The following is a 15,973-nucleotide window of genomic DNA, read 5'->3' on the forward strand; positions in this document are numbered from 1 at the left end:
TGGAACCGAATTGGACCTTTTTACATCAAGGTCGGAACATGGCGCGCGACGACCATGAGGGCCCGGCGCGCTGGTCCGGGCCCTGCGGGGCGCATCGGCGGACCGTCGGGGTCCGCGGGATCGATCGCCAGTGGTCCAGACCATGACGGATGCCTGATCGCAGATCATTTCAGGTCACTCCCGTCACGGCCGCCCATGTCCTCGGCGATCCGTCAGGCGCAGAGCACCCGGGTCTCGGGTGTGTACACCGGGCCACCGCTGATGTTGGTGCTGTCGCTGAACTCGGCATAGAAGTACGAGTAGAAGCCGATGTTGCCGTTGCAGCCGGAGTCGGCGGCGACCTGGAGCGTCAGCGTGACGGTACGGCTCTGGCCGGGCGGGATGGTGGCTCCGTAGTTGGCGCCGAGGTCGGCGGGGCCGGTCCCGGAACAGGGGGTGGCGCCGGCCGCCGTGGCGAGGCTGCAGCCCGTGAAGCCGTACTTCAGGTCGGGGCGCTGGTTGGTCAGCCAGGTCGGCTCGATCGTCTGGTACATGAACCAGATGTCGTAGGTGTGGTGGTTCGTGACCGTCATCGACAGGTTCACCGTGCCGCCGGGCGTGGTGGTGGCACTGTCGGTGACGAACGTCAGCTCGGCCGGTGCCGCGTCGACCGCACTCGCACTGGGGGCCGTGCCGAACACGGCGAGGGCGAGGGCCAGTACGGCACCGAGGCCGAAGCGTCTCATCAGTGGTGATCGCATGGGCCGGGAGGCTAGGCATCCGGCAAGGGCACCGTCTGCCCCGCCGGGCACCCACCGGACGCCACCCGGCCGGAAGTGTGCGCCGCGTGAAGGTGGCGTGGTGAATCCGTGGCGCCCCTCGGGAGACTCGTGTTGGCGCACGGTAAGAGGGGTGTGACGGGGGGTGCGAAGGGGGCCGGTGATGCCCGGCCGCCCCCTGAGGCGAGCGGGACGCCATTGGCGCGTATCGCATCCGGCGGACCCCTCCCCCGCCGCTGCGCGGTGTGAAGGTTCTCGGCCATCCGCCGATTTCCGGCCCCGCCCGCCCGTGTGCCTTTCAGGGCGCACGGCCCCACGTCTTCCTCTGCCGCCATGGCGCCGGACGTCATCATCCGTGGAAACCCTCGCCCCGTTGATGAGCCGGCGCATCGCCTGTTCCCTGCCCCGGGAGGGGGTCAGCGGTCTGCCGGGCGAGTGCTGGGCAGACCGCTGACGACCGCCACCGCGGTGGCCGCGAGGGCGGTGCTGACCCATACGGCGTCTCGGTGGTCACCGGTTGCCTCCGTCACGGCGCCGGCGAGCAGGGGGCCCAGAAACGCGCCGGCGTTCAGCGCGGCCGTGGCGAACGACCCGCTCATGGCGGGGGCGTCGGACGCGACCTGCATGACTCGGCCGACGAGCGTCGATCCGATGCCGAACGACAGCCCGCCCTGAAGGACCGTCACCGCGAAGAACGGCGCCGCCTGAGTGCTGGTCATGGCCAGGAGTGCCCACCCGACGGGCAGCGCCCACAGGGCGAGGACCATGCCTCGGCGGAAGTGACCCGCGGCCGTACGTCCGGCGATGTTCACGCCGGTGAAGGCGCCGACGCCGAACGCGGCGAGCAGCCCGGGGACGGCGGCCGCGGGCAGGCGAGTGACCTCCGTGGCGATGACGGCCAAGTAGGCGAAGGTCGCGAAAGTCGCCCCGTTGACCACCGCCGCGAGCACCAACGCCGACCGCACAGAACGGGACTTCAGTGTGCGCGCTTCCCGGCGGACCGAGACGTCGTGCCGACGGGCCGCGTCGGCGGGCGCCGACCGGAACACCGACGCCAGCGCGGGCAGGCACAGGACGGCGACCGCCCAGAAGGCCGAGCGCCAGCCGGACCACTCACCGAGCAGAGCGCCCGCCGGCACACCGGCGGCACACGACAGCGTGACCCCCGACAGCAGGACGGCGGTGGCCCGGCCCCGCTGCGCCGGTGCCACGAGTGCGGTCGCCACACTCATCGCGACCGCCAGGAACCCGGCGTTGACGATCGCGGCGACGATCCGGGTGCCGAACAGCACCGCGAAGTCCGTGGTCACCGCACCGACGACGTGCACGACGACGAACGCGGTCAGGAACCCGGCGAGTGCGCGACGGCGGGGCCACCGCGCGCTCAAGGCGGCCATCACCGGCGCACCGGCGATCATCCCGACGGCATAGGCGGACGTCAGGCTCGCGGCGGCTGCCACCGGCACGGACAGCTCACGGGCGATACCCGGTACGAGACCGGACAGCATGAACTCGGAGGTGCCTTGCGCGAAGACGGCAAGGCCGAGGACGTAGACGAAGACGGGCACGAAGTCGACTCCAGCGTGGACGGGTGCGGGTATGAACATCCGCGCGCCTGCCGCCGAACCGAGTCACCTGCCGTGAGGAAGTGAGCCGAAACCGGACCGGACACACGGAGCACGTGTCCGGCCGCCCACGACGAGTCCGACCGAGGAACCGGGATCGGTTCCGTCGATCAAGGGACGATCCGCCGCCGAACGACCGGCGGCTCCGCTCTGTCCGACTCGGGGCTCATCACCCGAGGCACCGTACTCATGGCCGCGGCGGCCCTCAACCGGATTACCGCGCCCGCGACAACGGCGCCGCGCGCCGCTGCGGAGGGTGACCACGCCGGCCACGCCGCACCGGGATCGGTGACTGGCCGGTAATACGTACTCCGGTTACGTAGGCCTACGGATGCGTCGGCGCTCTCGCTTCGATTGGCTTGCCCGACGCCGGGGGGATCCTCTCGCGTGCCTGTTCGTCGTCGGGGGTTCCCCCGCACGGGCGGAGAGGCCTTGTCGGGGGGCCCCGGACAGATTGTCAGTGGCTGCCGCTAGCGTTCCGCACATGGTCGCACTTGGGCCGGGATTTCCCGGCTGAACTGTGCTTTCTTCTTGTGGAACTGACGCGGAGGGCTGGGGTCTCGTGGGTTGGCTGTCGGCGGGGGACGGGTATGAAGTCGCCCTTGTGGAGGGACGGGTGGCGGCGCGAGCCACCTCGGGCCGGGCGGCGGGACGGCAGTTGAAGTCGCTGCCGCGCGCGCTGAAGGAACACCCGGAGGTGGACCGGCTGCGGCGGTTCGCCGAGTGGCTGGATCGGCACGCGGCGGGGTGCGTCGCGCAGGTGGACGCCTGGATGGTGTCGTCACTGCCCGTGCCCACCGGTCTGCTGGCCCGGGTGTGGCCCGACGAGGCGTGGCAGGCCGCGCTGCGCGACCTCGCGGTGGTCGGCGACGACCCGGACGAGGTGGGCTTCCTGCGGGGCGCCACCGAGGGCGGCGAGCTGCGCGTCGTGAACCTGGACGGTGAGACGGTCCGCCTCTCCCCGCGCACGGTGACGCTGCCGCACCCGGTGCTGCTGCCGGACCTCGACGACATCCGGGAGTTCGCCGCCGAACTGGGCATCGTCCAGCGCGTCGAGCAGATACACCGGGCGACCTGGCGGCGGCCCGACGACCTCGACGGCAAGGCCACCCAGGTGCGGGACTTCACCGGGGGCTCGTTCCGCTCCCGCTTCGCCCTCGCCGCGCGCGCCACTTCGCTCGGCTACCGCGTCTCCGGCGGGTACGCCACCGCCCGGGTGCGGGACGGCGAGCGCGCCGTCGAGGCGTCGGTGTGGATCGGGGAGCCGTACTGGGACGACGAGGTAGAGACCGGCAGCCTCACCTGGCAGGGCCAGGACGGCCGCGCCCTGCCGCTGCGCGAGGTGGGCCCGGTGGCCTGGTCGGAGGGCATGAGGATGGCCGCGGCGCTGTACGCCGGGCGCGAGATCAAGGAGGGCAAGGACGCATGAGCGGGGGAACGCGGGTGTCGTACGAGGAGCTGCTGGCGGCGGGCGGGGTGCTGCCGACGGACACCGAGGGGGCCGGGGAGCGGGCGGTGCCGCTGACAGCGCGGACGTACCGTCATCCAGCCCTGGACGACCGGGTGGTGGTACGGCTGGTCGCCGGGGAGCTGGGCGCGGCGGAGGACCTGGCCGCCGGGTTCCTCGGCCTGGAGCAGGACGCGGAGCCGGCCGTGGTGGGCCTCGGGCTGCGCCAGTCGCTGGGCTTTCCCGAGTGGGTGCTGGTGCATCATCCGGCGGACGGGCACCACGCGCTGGGCATCGTGCCGGACCTGGAGCGGGCGGCCCGGCAGGCGAAGACCAAGCCGAAGGTGGCCATGGACGCCTATCTGGAGCTCGGCGGGCGGCTGGCCGCCTCGGTGCCGCACTTCCTGCCGACCTTCTACGAGCAGGCCGGGCGCGTGTTCCTCACCGAGGAGAACGCCACGTACGCGGCCCAGTTGTTCACCCGCGCCCGCAAGGCCGAGGCGGAGCACGGGCTGACGGTCGAGGAGGAGCGGCTCGACGCCGTGTTCCTCGAGTTCGCGCTGGCCGGCGCGCTCCCGGTGAAGGTGCTGTCGGCGTACGCGAGGGAGCTGGCCGCGCGGCTGCCGGCCGAGGAGGCGCTGCGGCGCTTCACCAAGCTGTGCCTGCGCCGCACGGCGGGCGGTCTGCCGCCGTCGGCACAGATGGCCAACGACCTGCGCAGGCTGGCCCGCGCCGCCGGCCGGGACGCGGACCTGACCGAGCAGGAGTATCTGGCCGAGCTGCTGGAGCTGCCGTCCACGCTGCGCGCGGCGGCGGGCTGGTGGAAGGGCCACCGTACGGCGCTGGTGGCGCTGGCCGCGCGCGAGCCGAAGGTGCGGGGCATCCTGCTGGACACGATCCCCTCGTGCCACGACGACGAGATGCCCGCGATGTGGCTGGAGATGCTGGAGGCGTCCGGTGCCACGGCGGGGCTGTGGGACGGCTCCCTGCCCGGGGAGCAGCGGCCGCACGACGGTACGGCGGGCTGGCTGGAGCGGTTCCTGACGTTCCGGGAGCGTCTGCGTTCGTGGCGCGGCTCCACCCGGATGCCGGAGCTGTACCCGCTGGTGATGCGGGCGGTGGACCAGCTGCGGGGTGAACTCACGGCGTCCGGCCGCGAGTTGCGGATCACCCACGACATCGACCTGATGGACCTGCTGCTGTCCCTGGACGTGCCCGTGGCCGCCCCGGCGAAGGGCGGGGGGCTGCCGCTGGAGCAGTGGGCCCCGGGCGAAGGGCAGCGCGAGTTGCTGTCGCTGGCCGCCGACTCCCGTTTCCACCCGGCCTTCCTGGAGGGCGCGGACCGGTTCAGCGACGACGACTCCGGTCGACGGGCGATCCGTGTGCTGGCGGCGTCGCCGGGCGGGCGCCCGCTGCTGGCGGAGTGGGTGCGCGGGGTCGTCCGGCGGTTCGCCGCCGTCGGTCTGCCCCAGCTGCCCGACGCGCTGTCCCGGCTGAAGTGGCTGCCCGCCGAGGCGCTGGCGCTGGCGGAGGACGAGGTGCGCGCGGCCGTCGCCACCGACCTCGCCCCGGTGCTGTCGCGCACGCTGCGGGCCGGGCTCTTCGACGAACTGGGCTGGCCCGCCTGGGAGGAGGCGGCCGCCGCCCTCGTCCCGAAGGACGACGTCGAGGACCTGATCGTCGCCGACGCCTGGCCGCACCTCATCGTGGCGGGCGCCGCCCAGGCCCGCGTGATCGGCGCCGAGGGCACCCTCCTCACGCACGACCTGCGCATCCCGGCGGACGACCGCTGGGGCGACCCGGGCTTCCACCACGTGGACGGCGAGCTGCTCGTCTACTGGCGGTCCCGCAACGACGGCCTGCGCGGCTACTGGCACACCCGCGCCGACCGCCCCCAGACCCTGGAGGGCCCCAACCACACCCGGGGCACGGAGATGGACTGGTACAAGGCGAACTTCCCCCTCACCCTGCCGGTGCCGGGCGGAGGCCGGACCACCGGTGCCGGTGTCGTGCACGCCGGGGACACCACGATCCCCGAGGAGCGGCGGCTGGTCTTCGACGGCGCCTCGTACTGGGTGTGGCACGCGGAGGGCGAGGACGCCGACGCGCGCGGCCTGTACGAGTACGACCCGGCGACGAACAAGCGCGGGCGCATGAGCAAGCCCGCCTTCCTGGCCGACGCGCTGCGCGACGCCCCCGAGGGCAGTACCTACGACAGCGGCCGGCTCGGCCCCTCGCCGACCGTCGGTCACGCGCCGGCCTGCGCGCCCGTGGACGGAGTGGTCGGCCTGCGCACGGTCAGGCTGCCCGACGGCTCCTGGCGCAGCCAGGACCTCGCCGGGCACACCGTCACCCTGCCCGCGGACATCGGCAGGGCGGATGTGCTCGTCGTGTTCCCGGGCGACGACCGGGCCCGTGCCGTCGTCCGTAGCGGCTGGCAGCTCCAAGTCGTCGACGCGGACGGCGTCGTGACCTCCGTGGCCAAGACGGACCGCACCCCGGGCGTCTTCGGCGAGGGCACGCTGCTGCTGCCGCCGGTGCAGTTCTGGGAGTGCATGACGCCCCGCGATCCCGAGGGCTCCGCCGCGCTGCGGCGCATCGACGGGGACACGTCGGCGGCCCTGCTGGCGGCCGCCGGCCAGGACGACAAGGACGCCCTGTCCGACGCGGTCCGTGCGCTTCTGCCGGTCACCCATGAGGCGCTCGTCGCGGGCATCGCCGGAGTCGTACGCCACGCCGCCGGCCAGCAGGCCGTCCTCGACGCGGTGGCCGCCAGGCTCACCCGCGCGCTCGACGGCGGCCCGGAGGAGACCGAGGGCCCCGCCGGGCCGGCGGACACCGTGCTCCAGGACGCGATGAGCGGCCTCGGCGGAACCGGCGGCCACTGGTGGAACCGCGACGAGCAGGCCGACACCGCGTTCCGCGCCCTGCGCGTGATGAGCAGGGCCGCCGGGCTGTCCGGTGCCCCCGTGCCGGCGGAGCCGGCCGTGCGCCTCCACCTCGACGGGCCCGAGCTGCCGACCGGAACCCCGGAACTGAGGACACTGATCGACCGCGCGACCGCCCTGGCGTTCCGGGCGGCGGCCGGCACCACCACGGAGGAGCACCGGGAAGCGCTGCGCGCGCTGCTCGAACGGTTCGACGCGCTGGGGCTGGGCGCCGCCACCTCGTCCGAGCGGTGGCGCAAGGTGTCCCTGCGCCTGGAGGCCGGCCCGCTCCGCACCCCGTTGGGCGAGTGGCGCGAGGGCCAGTGGAACGGGCTGCTGCCGCTGGGCGGCGGCGCCTTCGTGGCGATCACGGGGCACCACTCCCTGGACAACGACGGCTGTGTCTTCACCGGCTTCTTCCACGACCCGGCGGGGCGCTTCGAGACACCGGAGCCCTACACGCTCCGTGAGTCGTCCCCGCTGGGCGGAGCGGGCACGGCGGCCCGGCTCGGCGTGTTCCTCGCGGAGCTGGCCGCGCGCGGACCGGCGCCCTGGTTCCCGGAGGCCGCCGAGGAGTTCGCCCGCCGCACCGGGGTCACCGAGACGATGGCCCGACTGATCGTGGCCGGTCTGCCACGGGTCGACGTCTACGAGCGCACGTTCCTGACGAAGGAGGAGCGCGACGCCATCGGCGTGAAGTCCGCCCCCGCGGCCGTCGCCAAGGGCGAACTGCGCGGCGTCGACGGGACCATCCGCGCCGCGGTGGTCGCCGCGCTGCTGCCCACCGAGCCCGCCCTCCTGTGGACCGCGGGACCGGACGTGGCCGCCGCGGCCGAGGTCTGGAACAGCGAGGTGGGCAAGCGGACGGCCGTCCCCGAGGAACTGATCGGCGACGCGCTCCGCGCGATCAAGCACGGCCAGTGGGGCGTGCGGGACGCACTGCCCGCGCTGCTGCACCCGGCCGGTGAACCCCGGCTCACCCAGGACCTGGAATGGGCGGTCAAGGGCGACCGGGTCCGGCCCGTCGACGACAAGGCGGTCGGGTTCACCGCGGACACGCTGGTCGGTTCGGTCGGCCTCGCCGCCTGGCTCGCCCACCGCCTGCCCGCCGGCGACCCCTTCCGGGCCGCGCTGCCCGCCGCACTCACCGCCGTGCGGGAGCGGCTGGCCCATCCCGGGCTGGTCCTGGATCTCGGGCGGTACATCGGCCTCACCAAGTTCCGGAAGACCGCGGGCGCCCCGACCGAGGTCGGCCAGGGCTTCGAGCGGTACGGCGCCGTCATCCTGGCCACGCACGACGACCAGCCCGCGCCGGGCCTGAAGGTCGCGCTGCTCGACGAGGCCGGCCAGGACCCGTACCTGCCCGCGCTGCGCGTCGAGGACCAGCAGCCCTTCGCGGCCGAGGTGGCGCTGCGCATGGTCCGCGACACCCGGTACGCGGCCCTGCTCGCCGACCCGGGCGACCCCCTCGCCGGCGAGCGCGGCAAGGACGGCACCTGGTGGCCGCAGGACCCCAGCCGTTCCGTGCCCGAGCTGGTGACCGAGGCGGCGAAGGAGTACGGCATCGGCGACGACGCCGCCACGCTCTATCTGATGCTGCTCGCCATGCCCGACCCGACCGACCGTATGACGGCCCGCTGGACGGGGTGGAAGCCGGCCCGGCTCAAGGCGGCCCGTGCCGAACTGGCCGCCGGAGACCTGGTCGTCGAGGCGAGCCGGACCAGGGCCGGGCGTTCGCTCTTCCTGCCCGGCGGCTGGGTCGACCCGAAGGCTCCGCGCCTTCCGCTGGAGCAGTGGAAGCTGCCGCTGTTCAGCGGCCTGATGAACGACGAGCACCCCACGTTCGGCGTGATCGTGCCGACCGAACCGGTGGCCGAGCTGTACCGCAGGGCCTGGCAGCGGGTCCGGGACGGCGACGCGCCCCGGTTCGCGGAGCTGAAGGTACGGCGGGGCCGCCGCCGCTGAGTGACGGGGGCGCCCGGCCACGGACGCCCCCGGCCCCCCCCACTCCCGAGACGACAGCCAGACCCACCGACCCACCGAGCAAGGACATCCATGACTCCGACCGACACGGCCACGGCCCTTCCGGCCCGGCAGACCCTGCCCGCCGAGGAACGCCACGCCACCGAACTCGCCTTCCTCGCCGCCCACGACGAGGGCCCCCGCCCGCCCGGCTGGCGCCTGACCCCACGTTCCGTGGTCACCTTCGTCTGCGGCAGCGGCGGCGCGACCCTGAAACTGCCCAAGCCGCACGAGACGCTGCCCGACAAGCTGGTGATCGCCCCCAAGTTCGTCGGCGAACGCGCCCTGGTGGAGCGGTGCGTGGTCACCCTCGCAGGGGAGCGTGGCCTGCTGCTCGTCGGCGAGCCCGGCACGGCCAAGTCGATGCTCTCCGAACTGCTGTCGGCCGCCGTGTGCGGCACCAGCGCGCTCACCGTGCAGGGCACCGCGGGCACCACCGAGGACGCCTTCCGCTACGGCTGGAACTACGCGCTGCTGCTCGCCCAGGGCCCGACCCCGCAGGCGCTCGTCGACTCGCCGGTGCTCGGCGCGATGCGCTCCGGCCGGGTGGCGCGGGTCGAGGAGATCACCCGCTGTCTGCCCGAGGTGCAGGACGCCCTGGTGTCGATCCTGTCCGACCGGCGGGTCAGCGTGCCCGAGCTGTCCGGCACGGACGAGGCGCAGGTCTCGGCCGCCCCCGGGTTCACCGTCGTCGCCACGGCCAACCTGCGCGACCGCGGTGTCTCGGAGATGTCCGCCGCGCTCAAGCGCCGCTTCAACTTCGAGACGGTGCACCCGATCGCGGACGTCGACGCCGAGACGGCTCTGGTCCGGCGGCAGGCCGAGGCGGCCGTCCAGCGGGCGGGCGCGGCCTTCGGCGTGGACGACGCGGTGCTCGACGTGCTGGTCACCGTCTTCCGGGACCTGCGCGAAGGGCGGTCCGCCGAGGGCTGGGACGTGGAACGGCCCGGCACGGTGATGTCCACCGCCGAGGCCGTGCAGGTCGCCGCCTCCCTCGGGGTGGCCGCCGCCTACCTGCCCGGCGGGGACGCCCTCGACCTCGTGCCCGGACACCTGCTGGGCGTGGTCCGCAAGGACGACCCGGCCGACCACGCCCGGCTGCTCGGCTACTGGGACGGTCCGGTGCGCCGCCGCGCCGAGGACGGCTCGGCGATGTGGCGCCGTCTCTGGGACCTGCGGGGGAACCTTCGGTGACGCTCTCTCAGGACCCGCGGACGGCCGTCACGGCCCTAGCCGACTCCGCGGTGCCGTACCTGCTGGGCGTACGGCACCACAGCCCGGCCCTCGCCGCGGCCGTACCCGCCCTGCTGGACGCCTCCGGCGCCGAGGTCGTCTGCGTGGAACTCCCCGCCGACTTCCAGCCCTGGCTCACCCACCTCGCCGCCCCGGGCACCCTCGCACCGGTCGCGCTGGCCGGGGCGAGCGAGGGCGGCCGACTCGGCTTCTACCCCTTCGCCGACTTCTCCCCCGAACTCGCCGCGGTCCGCTGGGCACGGGACCGGGGGGCGGAGGTCGTGTGCTGCGACCTGCCGATGTCGCATCCGGGGTGGAGCATGAGCCTTGCGGGGGTGGGCGCGGACCGACCGGGGCCGAACGAAGGCCGTCCGGGGACCGGCACAGACCCGGAGTCCGGCGCGGACCGACCGGAGGCGAACGAAGACCATCCGGGGGCAGGCGCAGACGACCCCGAGTCGGGCTCGGACCGACCGGGGCCGAACCGACACCGTCCGGGGACCGGCACAGACCAGGCGGAGTCCGGCGCGGACGGCCCCGCCCCGGCCGGGGTGACTCGGAGTGCGCTCGCCGAAGCCGCTCCCGTCGTCACGCCCACCGCCTTCGCGCACGCGCTCGCCGTCGCCGGGACCGGTCGCGACGGGGACGACCTGTGGGACCGCTGCGTGGAGGTGCTCGCTCCCGGCTGCGCTCCCGAGGCGATCCGGCGTGCCGCCCTCGGCGTGGGGTGGGCGCTGCGCAGCGACGCCGAGTCGGCGGGCGGCGTACCGCCGGTGGACCTGGCCCGCGAGGCCCATATGCGCGACACGATCGCCCGTGCGGCGGCGGGCGGGCGCAGGGTCGCGGCCGTCATCGGCGCGTTCCACGCGCCGGCGCTCACGGACGTCGCAAACGCGGGCGCCGACACCGTCGACACAGAGGTGGCCGGCGGGGGCGGCTCGGTGCCGTCCCCGCGCGCGGCCGACACGGCGTCCGGGGCCCGGGGAGCGGGCCTCGTCGGGGAGCACCCGCCTGTCGTCACCTCACTCGTCCCGTACGCCTTCGACCTGCTGGACTCCCGTTCGGGGTACCCGGCGGGCATCCGGGACCCGCGCTGGCAGCAGGCGGTGTTCACGGCCGGAGGCGATCCGGAACTGCTGCACGACGCCGCCGCCCGGGCGATCACCGATGTGTGCCGGGAGCTGCGCGCGGCCGGGCACACGGCGGGGACGGGCGAGGCCACCGAGACCCTGCGGATGGCATGCGACCTGGCCAGTCTCCGGGGGCTCGCGGCCCCCGGCCGGGGCGAGGTGCTGGAGGCGCTGACAGCCGTGATGGGCCAGGGCGAACCCCTCGGCCGTGGCCGGGCCCTCGCGCGGGCGCTCGAAGTGGTCCTGGTCGGCACCGAGCGCGGCCGGATCGCACCCGGCACACCCCGTTCCGGGCTGGGCCCGTCCGTGGAGGCGGAGTTGGCCGCGCTGCGGCTGCCCGGCCCGGACGACCCCGCCTCGCGCGAGCTCCGGCTCGACCCGCTCCGCTCCGCCCTCGACGGCCGCCGAGAGATCCTGCTCCAGCGCCTCGCGGTGTGCGGGGCGGGCTACGGCGAGGCCGTGGAGGTGGCCGGTACGGGCGACGGTACGGCGCTCACCACGCGGTGGCGGCTGTCGTGGACTCCTGCCGTTCCCGTACGGCTCGACCTGGCCGGGATACGGGGCGTGACTGCGGCCCTGGCCGCCGAGGGCACCCTGCGGGAGACCTTCCGCCGGGAGTCGGCGGACGGCGGGCCCACCTGTGCCCTCGTCCTGGCAGGACTCCGGGCGGCCGCCCGCTGCGACCTGCCCGCGCTGGTCGCCGACCGCCTGGCCGACGCCGCCGAGGTGCTCCCCGCCGCCGCCACGCTCCCCGAACTCCTCGAAGCGCTGGACCTGTTGGAGGCGCTGCGCAGGGGGCACCTGGCGGGCACCACACCCGAAGGCAGGCAGGAGGCCACCGAACTCGCCACCGACCTGCTGGAGGCGGCGGTCCGTGCCCTTCCCGGCCTGGCGGGCAGCGACCAGCCGGAGGACGCGGCCGCACTCATCGCGCTCGCCTCGCGGGCCGGTGAACACCGTCTCGGCCTGCGGATGGACGACGCGTTGGGCGCCCTCGCCCGCACCGGCTCCCCGCTCGTCCAGGGTGCGGCCCTGGCCGCCCGGGTCATGCTCGACCTGGACGACGCCGATGCCCTCGGCGCACGTGCGGCCGGCTGGATCGACACGGCGACCGGCCCCGACGGCCGCCTCGGGCTGGCCCGCCGCCTCACCGGGCTGCTCAGCGGCGCGGCTCCCTTGCTCCAGTCGGCGCCCACGGCTCTGGACCCGTTGCTCGACCGGATCGACACGCTCACCGACCAGGGGTTCCTGGACCGGCTGCCCGCGCTGCGCGGCGGCTTCGACACACTCACCCCGGCCGGCCGCGACCGCCTGCTCGACACCGTCACCGAGCGCCTGGGCGATCGCCTCGACCTGTCGCTGAGTGCCTCGCCGGAGCTCCTCGCACTGTGGACGGCGGCGGACACGGCGGGCCTGGCAGCGCTCAACGCCCTGCGCCTACTGGTCGATACGGAGGGCACGGACGGGGCCCTGCCGGCCGGGCCGGGGCCCGAGAGCCCCCACCCGCAGGGCACCCCCGGGGCACCCGAAGCACCCGGAAGTGACGTACCGGTGCACGCAACCGCCGTCCCTCCTCACGCGCAGGCTCCCGCCAGGTCTGCCCCCTCCCCCCTCCGCCTCTCCCCCACCGACCGCTGGCGGCTCCTCCTCGGCCGGGAGAGCGAGAAGTTGCCGCAGGGTGCCCGTCGTTACGCGCACGCGCTGGACGAGCTGTACGGCACCGGCCGGGGCGAGGGCTCCTCGGATCTCGGCCGGGGCGGCAGCCAGGGCCAGGGCGGCGGCCGCGACGCGTCGTTCCCCACGGCCCGGGAGTGGGCTGAGGAGTTGGACGCCCTGTTCGGCGCGGAGGTCCGCGAGGAGGTGCTGGCACGGGCCGCCGACCAGGGCCGTACGGATGTACTGGCCGAGCTGGACCCCAAGGCGGTCCGCCCCTCGGTCGACCTGCTGACCTCCGTCCTGTCCCTCGCCGGAGGGATGCCCGAGCAGCAACTGGCGAAGTTGCGCCCGCTGGTACGCCGCCTGGTCGACGAACTGTCCAAGGAACTCGCCACCCGTATGCGCCCCGCGCTCACCGGTCTGGCCACCCCGCGCCCGACCCGTCGCCCCGGCGGCCGGCTCGACCTGCCACGCACCCTGCGGGCCAACCTGGCCCACACACGCCGGACAGCCGACGGCCGGACCGTGGTCGTACCGGAGCGGCCGGTGTTCAGCACCCGGTCCCGCAAGGAGGCGGACTGGCGGCTGATCCTCGTCGTCGACGTGTCCGGGTCGATGGAGGCGTCCGTCATCTGGTCGGCGCTGACCGCGGCGGTCCTAGGCGGGGTGCCCACCCTGTCCACACACTTCCTGGCGTTCTCGACCGAGGTGATCGACCTGACGGATCAGGTGGACGATCCGCTGTCCCTGCTTCTGGAGGTACGGGTCGGCGGCGGCACCCACATCGCGGCGGGGCTCGCGCACGCCCGTTCCCTGGTGACCGTGCCGAGCCGGACCCTCGTGGTGGTGGTGAGCGACTTCGAGGAGGGTTACCCGCTGGGCGGACTCCTCGGCGAGGTACGGGCCCTCGCGAGTTCCGGGGTGCATCTGATGGGCTGCGCCGCCCTGGACGACACCGGCACCCCGCGCTACTCGGTGCCCGTCGCGCAACAGCTCGTCGCGGCCGGCATGCCCGTCGCCGCCCTCAGTCCCCTCGCCCTCGCCCGCTGGGTGGGCGACCGCCTCCGCGGAGAGTCCCGATGAACCCCGAACTGCCCCCGGCGGCACCCGACGTGGTCGCCGCCGCCGTCGAGAGCCTGACCTCGCGGCTGCGCAAGAAACTGGACGCCGCGATCGAGACGTACGCGGAACTGCCCGTCACCGTCGACGACGGTGTCCTGCGCATCCGGTGTGGTGAGGACGCCGAGGTCACACTCACGCCCAGCCCCTCCGGCGCGGTCACGGACGCAGAGCACGCGGTGTGCAGTTGCCTGCTCGCCCCCCGGTGCCTGCATCGCGCCGCCGTCCTGAGCGCCTGTCCTGTAGCCGACGCCGACGCGGAGACGGCGCCTGAGCCGTCCGGCACGACAACGAGCGCTCCCACAGCGGCAGATGACGTTCCATCAGTCCGAGCGCCGCGATCCGCAGGCCCGACCGCCGCACCGGCAGCCGCCACGCCCGCGACAGACGTGGGTCGGGCTGAAGCCCCCTCGCCGACCGGCACCAGAAGCACGCCGGGCACCCCCGACACCACCGAACCCACCAGCCCCACGCCCGCCCAAGTCGCCGCGGCCACCGGCCTCTGGGCGGCCACCGCGGCCGTACTCGCCGCCGGAGTCCCCGCTGCCGGCGCGGTACCGCAGGCGGAGTTGCTGCGGGCCGCGCACACGGCCCGGCTCGCCGGGCTGCACCGCGCCGAGGCGGCCGCCCTGCGGGTCGTCCGCGGGCTGCGCGGTGCCCGAGCCCGGCACGACGGCCACCGGCTGGCCGATCTGGTCGCCAACGTGCGCGAACTGCTGCTCACCACCCGCCTGTTGTCGGCGGCGAACCCGGATCCGGCCCTGGTCGGCACGGCCCGCCGTGCCTACCGGCCGGGCGGCAGCCTGCGGGTCCACGGCGTCTGCCGGGAGCCGGTGATCGCGGCCACCGGCTACGGCGGTGTCGTCACCCATCTCGTCTCCGACGACGGGCGCTGGTTCTCCGTGGCCGACGTCAAGCCCGGCGGCCCGGCCCGCGCCCGGGGCGCCGCCACGGCCACCGTCGCGCTCGGCTCCGGCACCCTCGACCACGCCCAACTCGCCCGTGGCGGGCTGCTGATCTCCGGCGCCACGCTCTCCCCGGACGGCCGCCTCGGTTCCGGAAAGGGCGTACGAGCCACTCCACTCGCCGGTCTCTCCTGGACGTCGGGTCCGCTCGCCGCCCTGTTCACCCGCCCTTTGGCCGAGGCAGTCGCCGAACGGCTCACGGGTATCCCCGGAACCGATCCCGAACAGGCCGAGCAGGCAGCACGCCAACTGATCGGCTGCGACCTGGTCCTCGTCGGCGCGGCAGGCGACCACCTGCTCGCTCGCGAGTTGTCCCCCTCCGGGCAGCCCGCCGCGAGCGACCTCCTCGTCCGGCTCACCCCCGCCAACGGCCACCCCGACCTCGCCCACACCGCCAACTTCCGTCAGCTCGCCTCCCGGTCCGGGCTGCGGCTGCGCGTGATCGGGCGTCTCGACCCCGACCGCGCCGCCACGCTCCGCCCCCTCGCGATCGGCCCGGTCCCGGACACCGACGCGACCCTGCGGCTGCCCACCGACTGGCAGGGCCACGCCGACCTGGGCTACGACCGCCTCCAGGGCGCGCACTTCCCGCCACCGTCCGCCCTGCCCAGCACGGACGGCCTCGCCGGTATCCCGACCGACCCCCTCGCCGAGGCCCCGCTGTGGCGGCTGCGCCGACTGGTCGAGGTCGCCGTCTCCGGAGGCCGCCGCGCGGTCGCCGAACCCGCCCGCGACGGCGACCGGAACGGAGGCGGCGCGGCCCTGCGCCGCACCGGATTCCGCACGGCCGCCGACCTGGCGACCACCCTCACCGCGGAAGCCGACCGCCGCTCCCGCGACGTCTTCGGCCGCGTCACCGACCCCGACCCGGACCGCTACGCCCGAGCCTGGCTCGCCACCGCCGTCTATCTGGCCGGCACCGAACGCGCCCTGGTACAGGCGACGTGGCAGCCACCGACTCCCCCTTCCTGACCACCGAATCACACCGCTCCCCGTGGCAGGACGGTCCGTCGCCTCCACGGGGCCGCCGCACAGGCCCGTGGAGGAGGCTCGATGCGAGTTCGTCGAGGGAGCTGATGACTACGCCGACA

7 protein-coding genes are annotated in these 15,973 nt (G+C 74.7%); 5 read left to right on the forward strand and 2 right to left on the reverse strand.

The annotated features are described in order from the left end of the window. Nucleotides 1-212 precede the first annotated feature (212 nt). Together JIX55_RS06420 and JIX55_RS06425 are read right to left on the reverse strand one after the other, a co-directional pair. Nucleotides 213-740 (reverse strand): hypothetical protein, encoded by a 528-nt coding sequence (locus tag JIX55_RS06420; protein WP_257562266.1) that lies wholly within the window; start codon nucleotides 738-740, stop codon nucleotides 213-215. Between the two features lie 434 nt (nucleotides 741-1,174). Continuing rightward, nucleotides 1,175-2,365: a Cmx/CmrA family chloramphenicol efflux MFS transporter gene (locus JIX55_RS06425; RefSeq protein WP_257562267.1), complete on the reverse strand. Its 1,191-nt coding sequence runs from the start codon at nucleotides 2,363-2,365 to the stop codon at nucleotides 1,175-1,177. A 580-nt stretch (nucleotides 2,366-2,945) separates the two neighbouring features. Here JIX55_RS06425 and JIX55_RS06430 point away from each other — a divergent pair. The 5 genes from JIX55_RS06430 (at nucleotide 2,946) to JIX55_RS06450 (ending at nucleotide 15,854) form a co-directional block, all read left to right on the forward strand. Then, nucleotides 2,946-3,812 carry a DUF4132 domain-containing protein gene (locus JIX55_RS06430; RefSeq protein WP_257562268.1) on the forward strand — a complete coding sequence of 289 codons (867 nt, stop codon included), beginning with the start codon at nucleotides 2,946-2,948 and terminating at the stop codon, nucleotides 3,810-3,812. Continuing rightward, on the forward strand, nucleotides 3,809-8,722 hold the full coding sequence (locus tag JIX55_RS06435; protein ID WP_257562269.1) for a DNA-binding protein: 4,914 nt from the start codon (nucleotides 3,809-3,811) through the stop codon (nucleotides 8,720-8,722). Before JIX55_RS06430 ends, JIX55_RS06435 begins: the two co-directional genes overlap by 4 nt. A 90-nt stretch (nucleotides 8,723-8,812) precedes the next feature. Further along, on the forward strand, nucleotides 8,813-9,973 hold the full coding sequence (locus JIX55_RS06440) for an ATP-binding protein (protein ID WP_257562270.1): 1,161 nt from the start codon (nucleotides 8,813-8,815) through the stop codon (nucleotides 9,971-9,973). After that, the gene (locus tag JIX55_RS06445; protein WP_257562271.1) at nucleotides 9,970-13,881 is read left to right on the forward strand and encodes a vWA domain-containing protein; all 3,912 of its coding nucleotides are present in this window, start codon (nucleotides 9,970-9,972) and stop codon (nucleotides 13,879-13,881) included. The genes JIX55_RS06440 and JIX55_RS06445 overlap by 4 nt, the downstream gene beginning before the upstream one ends. After that, nucleotides 13,878-15,854, forward strand: a complete 1,977-nt coding sequence (locus JIX55_RS06450) for an SWIM zinc finger family protein (RefSeq protein ID WP_257562272.1) — start codon at nucleotides 13,878-13,880, stop codon at nucleotides 15,852-15,854. Before JIX55_RS06445 ends, JIX55_RS06450 begins: the two co-directional genes overlap by 4 nt. Nucleotides 15,855-15,973: the final 119 nt, after the last annotated feature.

The sequence above is a fragment of the Streptomyces sp. DSM 40750 genome (assembly GCF_024612035.1).
In the GTDB taxonomy this organism is placed as follows: Bacteria; Actinomycetota; Actinomycetes; order Streptomycetales; family Streptomycetaceae; genus Streptomyces.

Coding starts and splice junctions, on each gene's coding strand:
- JIX55_RS06440 (WP_257562270.1), top strand. CDS start 8,813: ATGACTCCGACCGACACGGCCACGGCCCTTCCGGCCCGGCAGACCCTG.
- JIX55_RS06450 (WP_257562272.1), top strand. CDS start 13,878: ATGAACCCCGAACTGCCCCCGGCGGCACCCGACGTGGTCGCCGCCGCC.
- JIX55_RS06435 (WP_257562269.1), top strand. CDS start 3,809: ATGAGCGGGGGAACGCGGGTGTCGTACGAGGAGCTGCTGGCGGCGGGC.
- JIX55_RS06425 (WP_257562267.1), bottom strand. CDS start 2,365: ATGTTCATACCCGCACCCGTCCACGCTGGAGTCGACTTCGTGCCCGTC.
- JIX55_RS06420 (WP_257562266.1), bottom strand. CDS start 740: ATGCGATCACCACTGATGAGACGCTTCGGCCTCGGTGCCGTACTGGCC.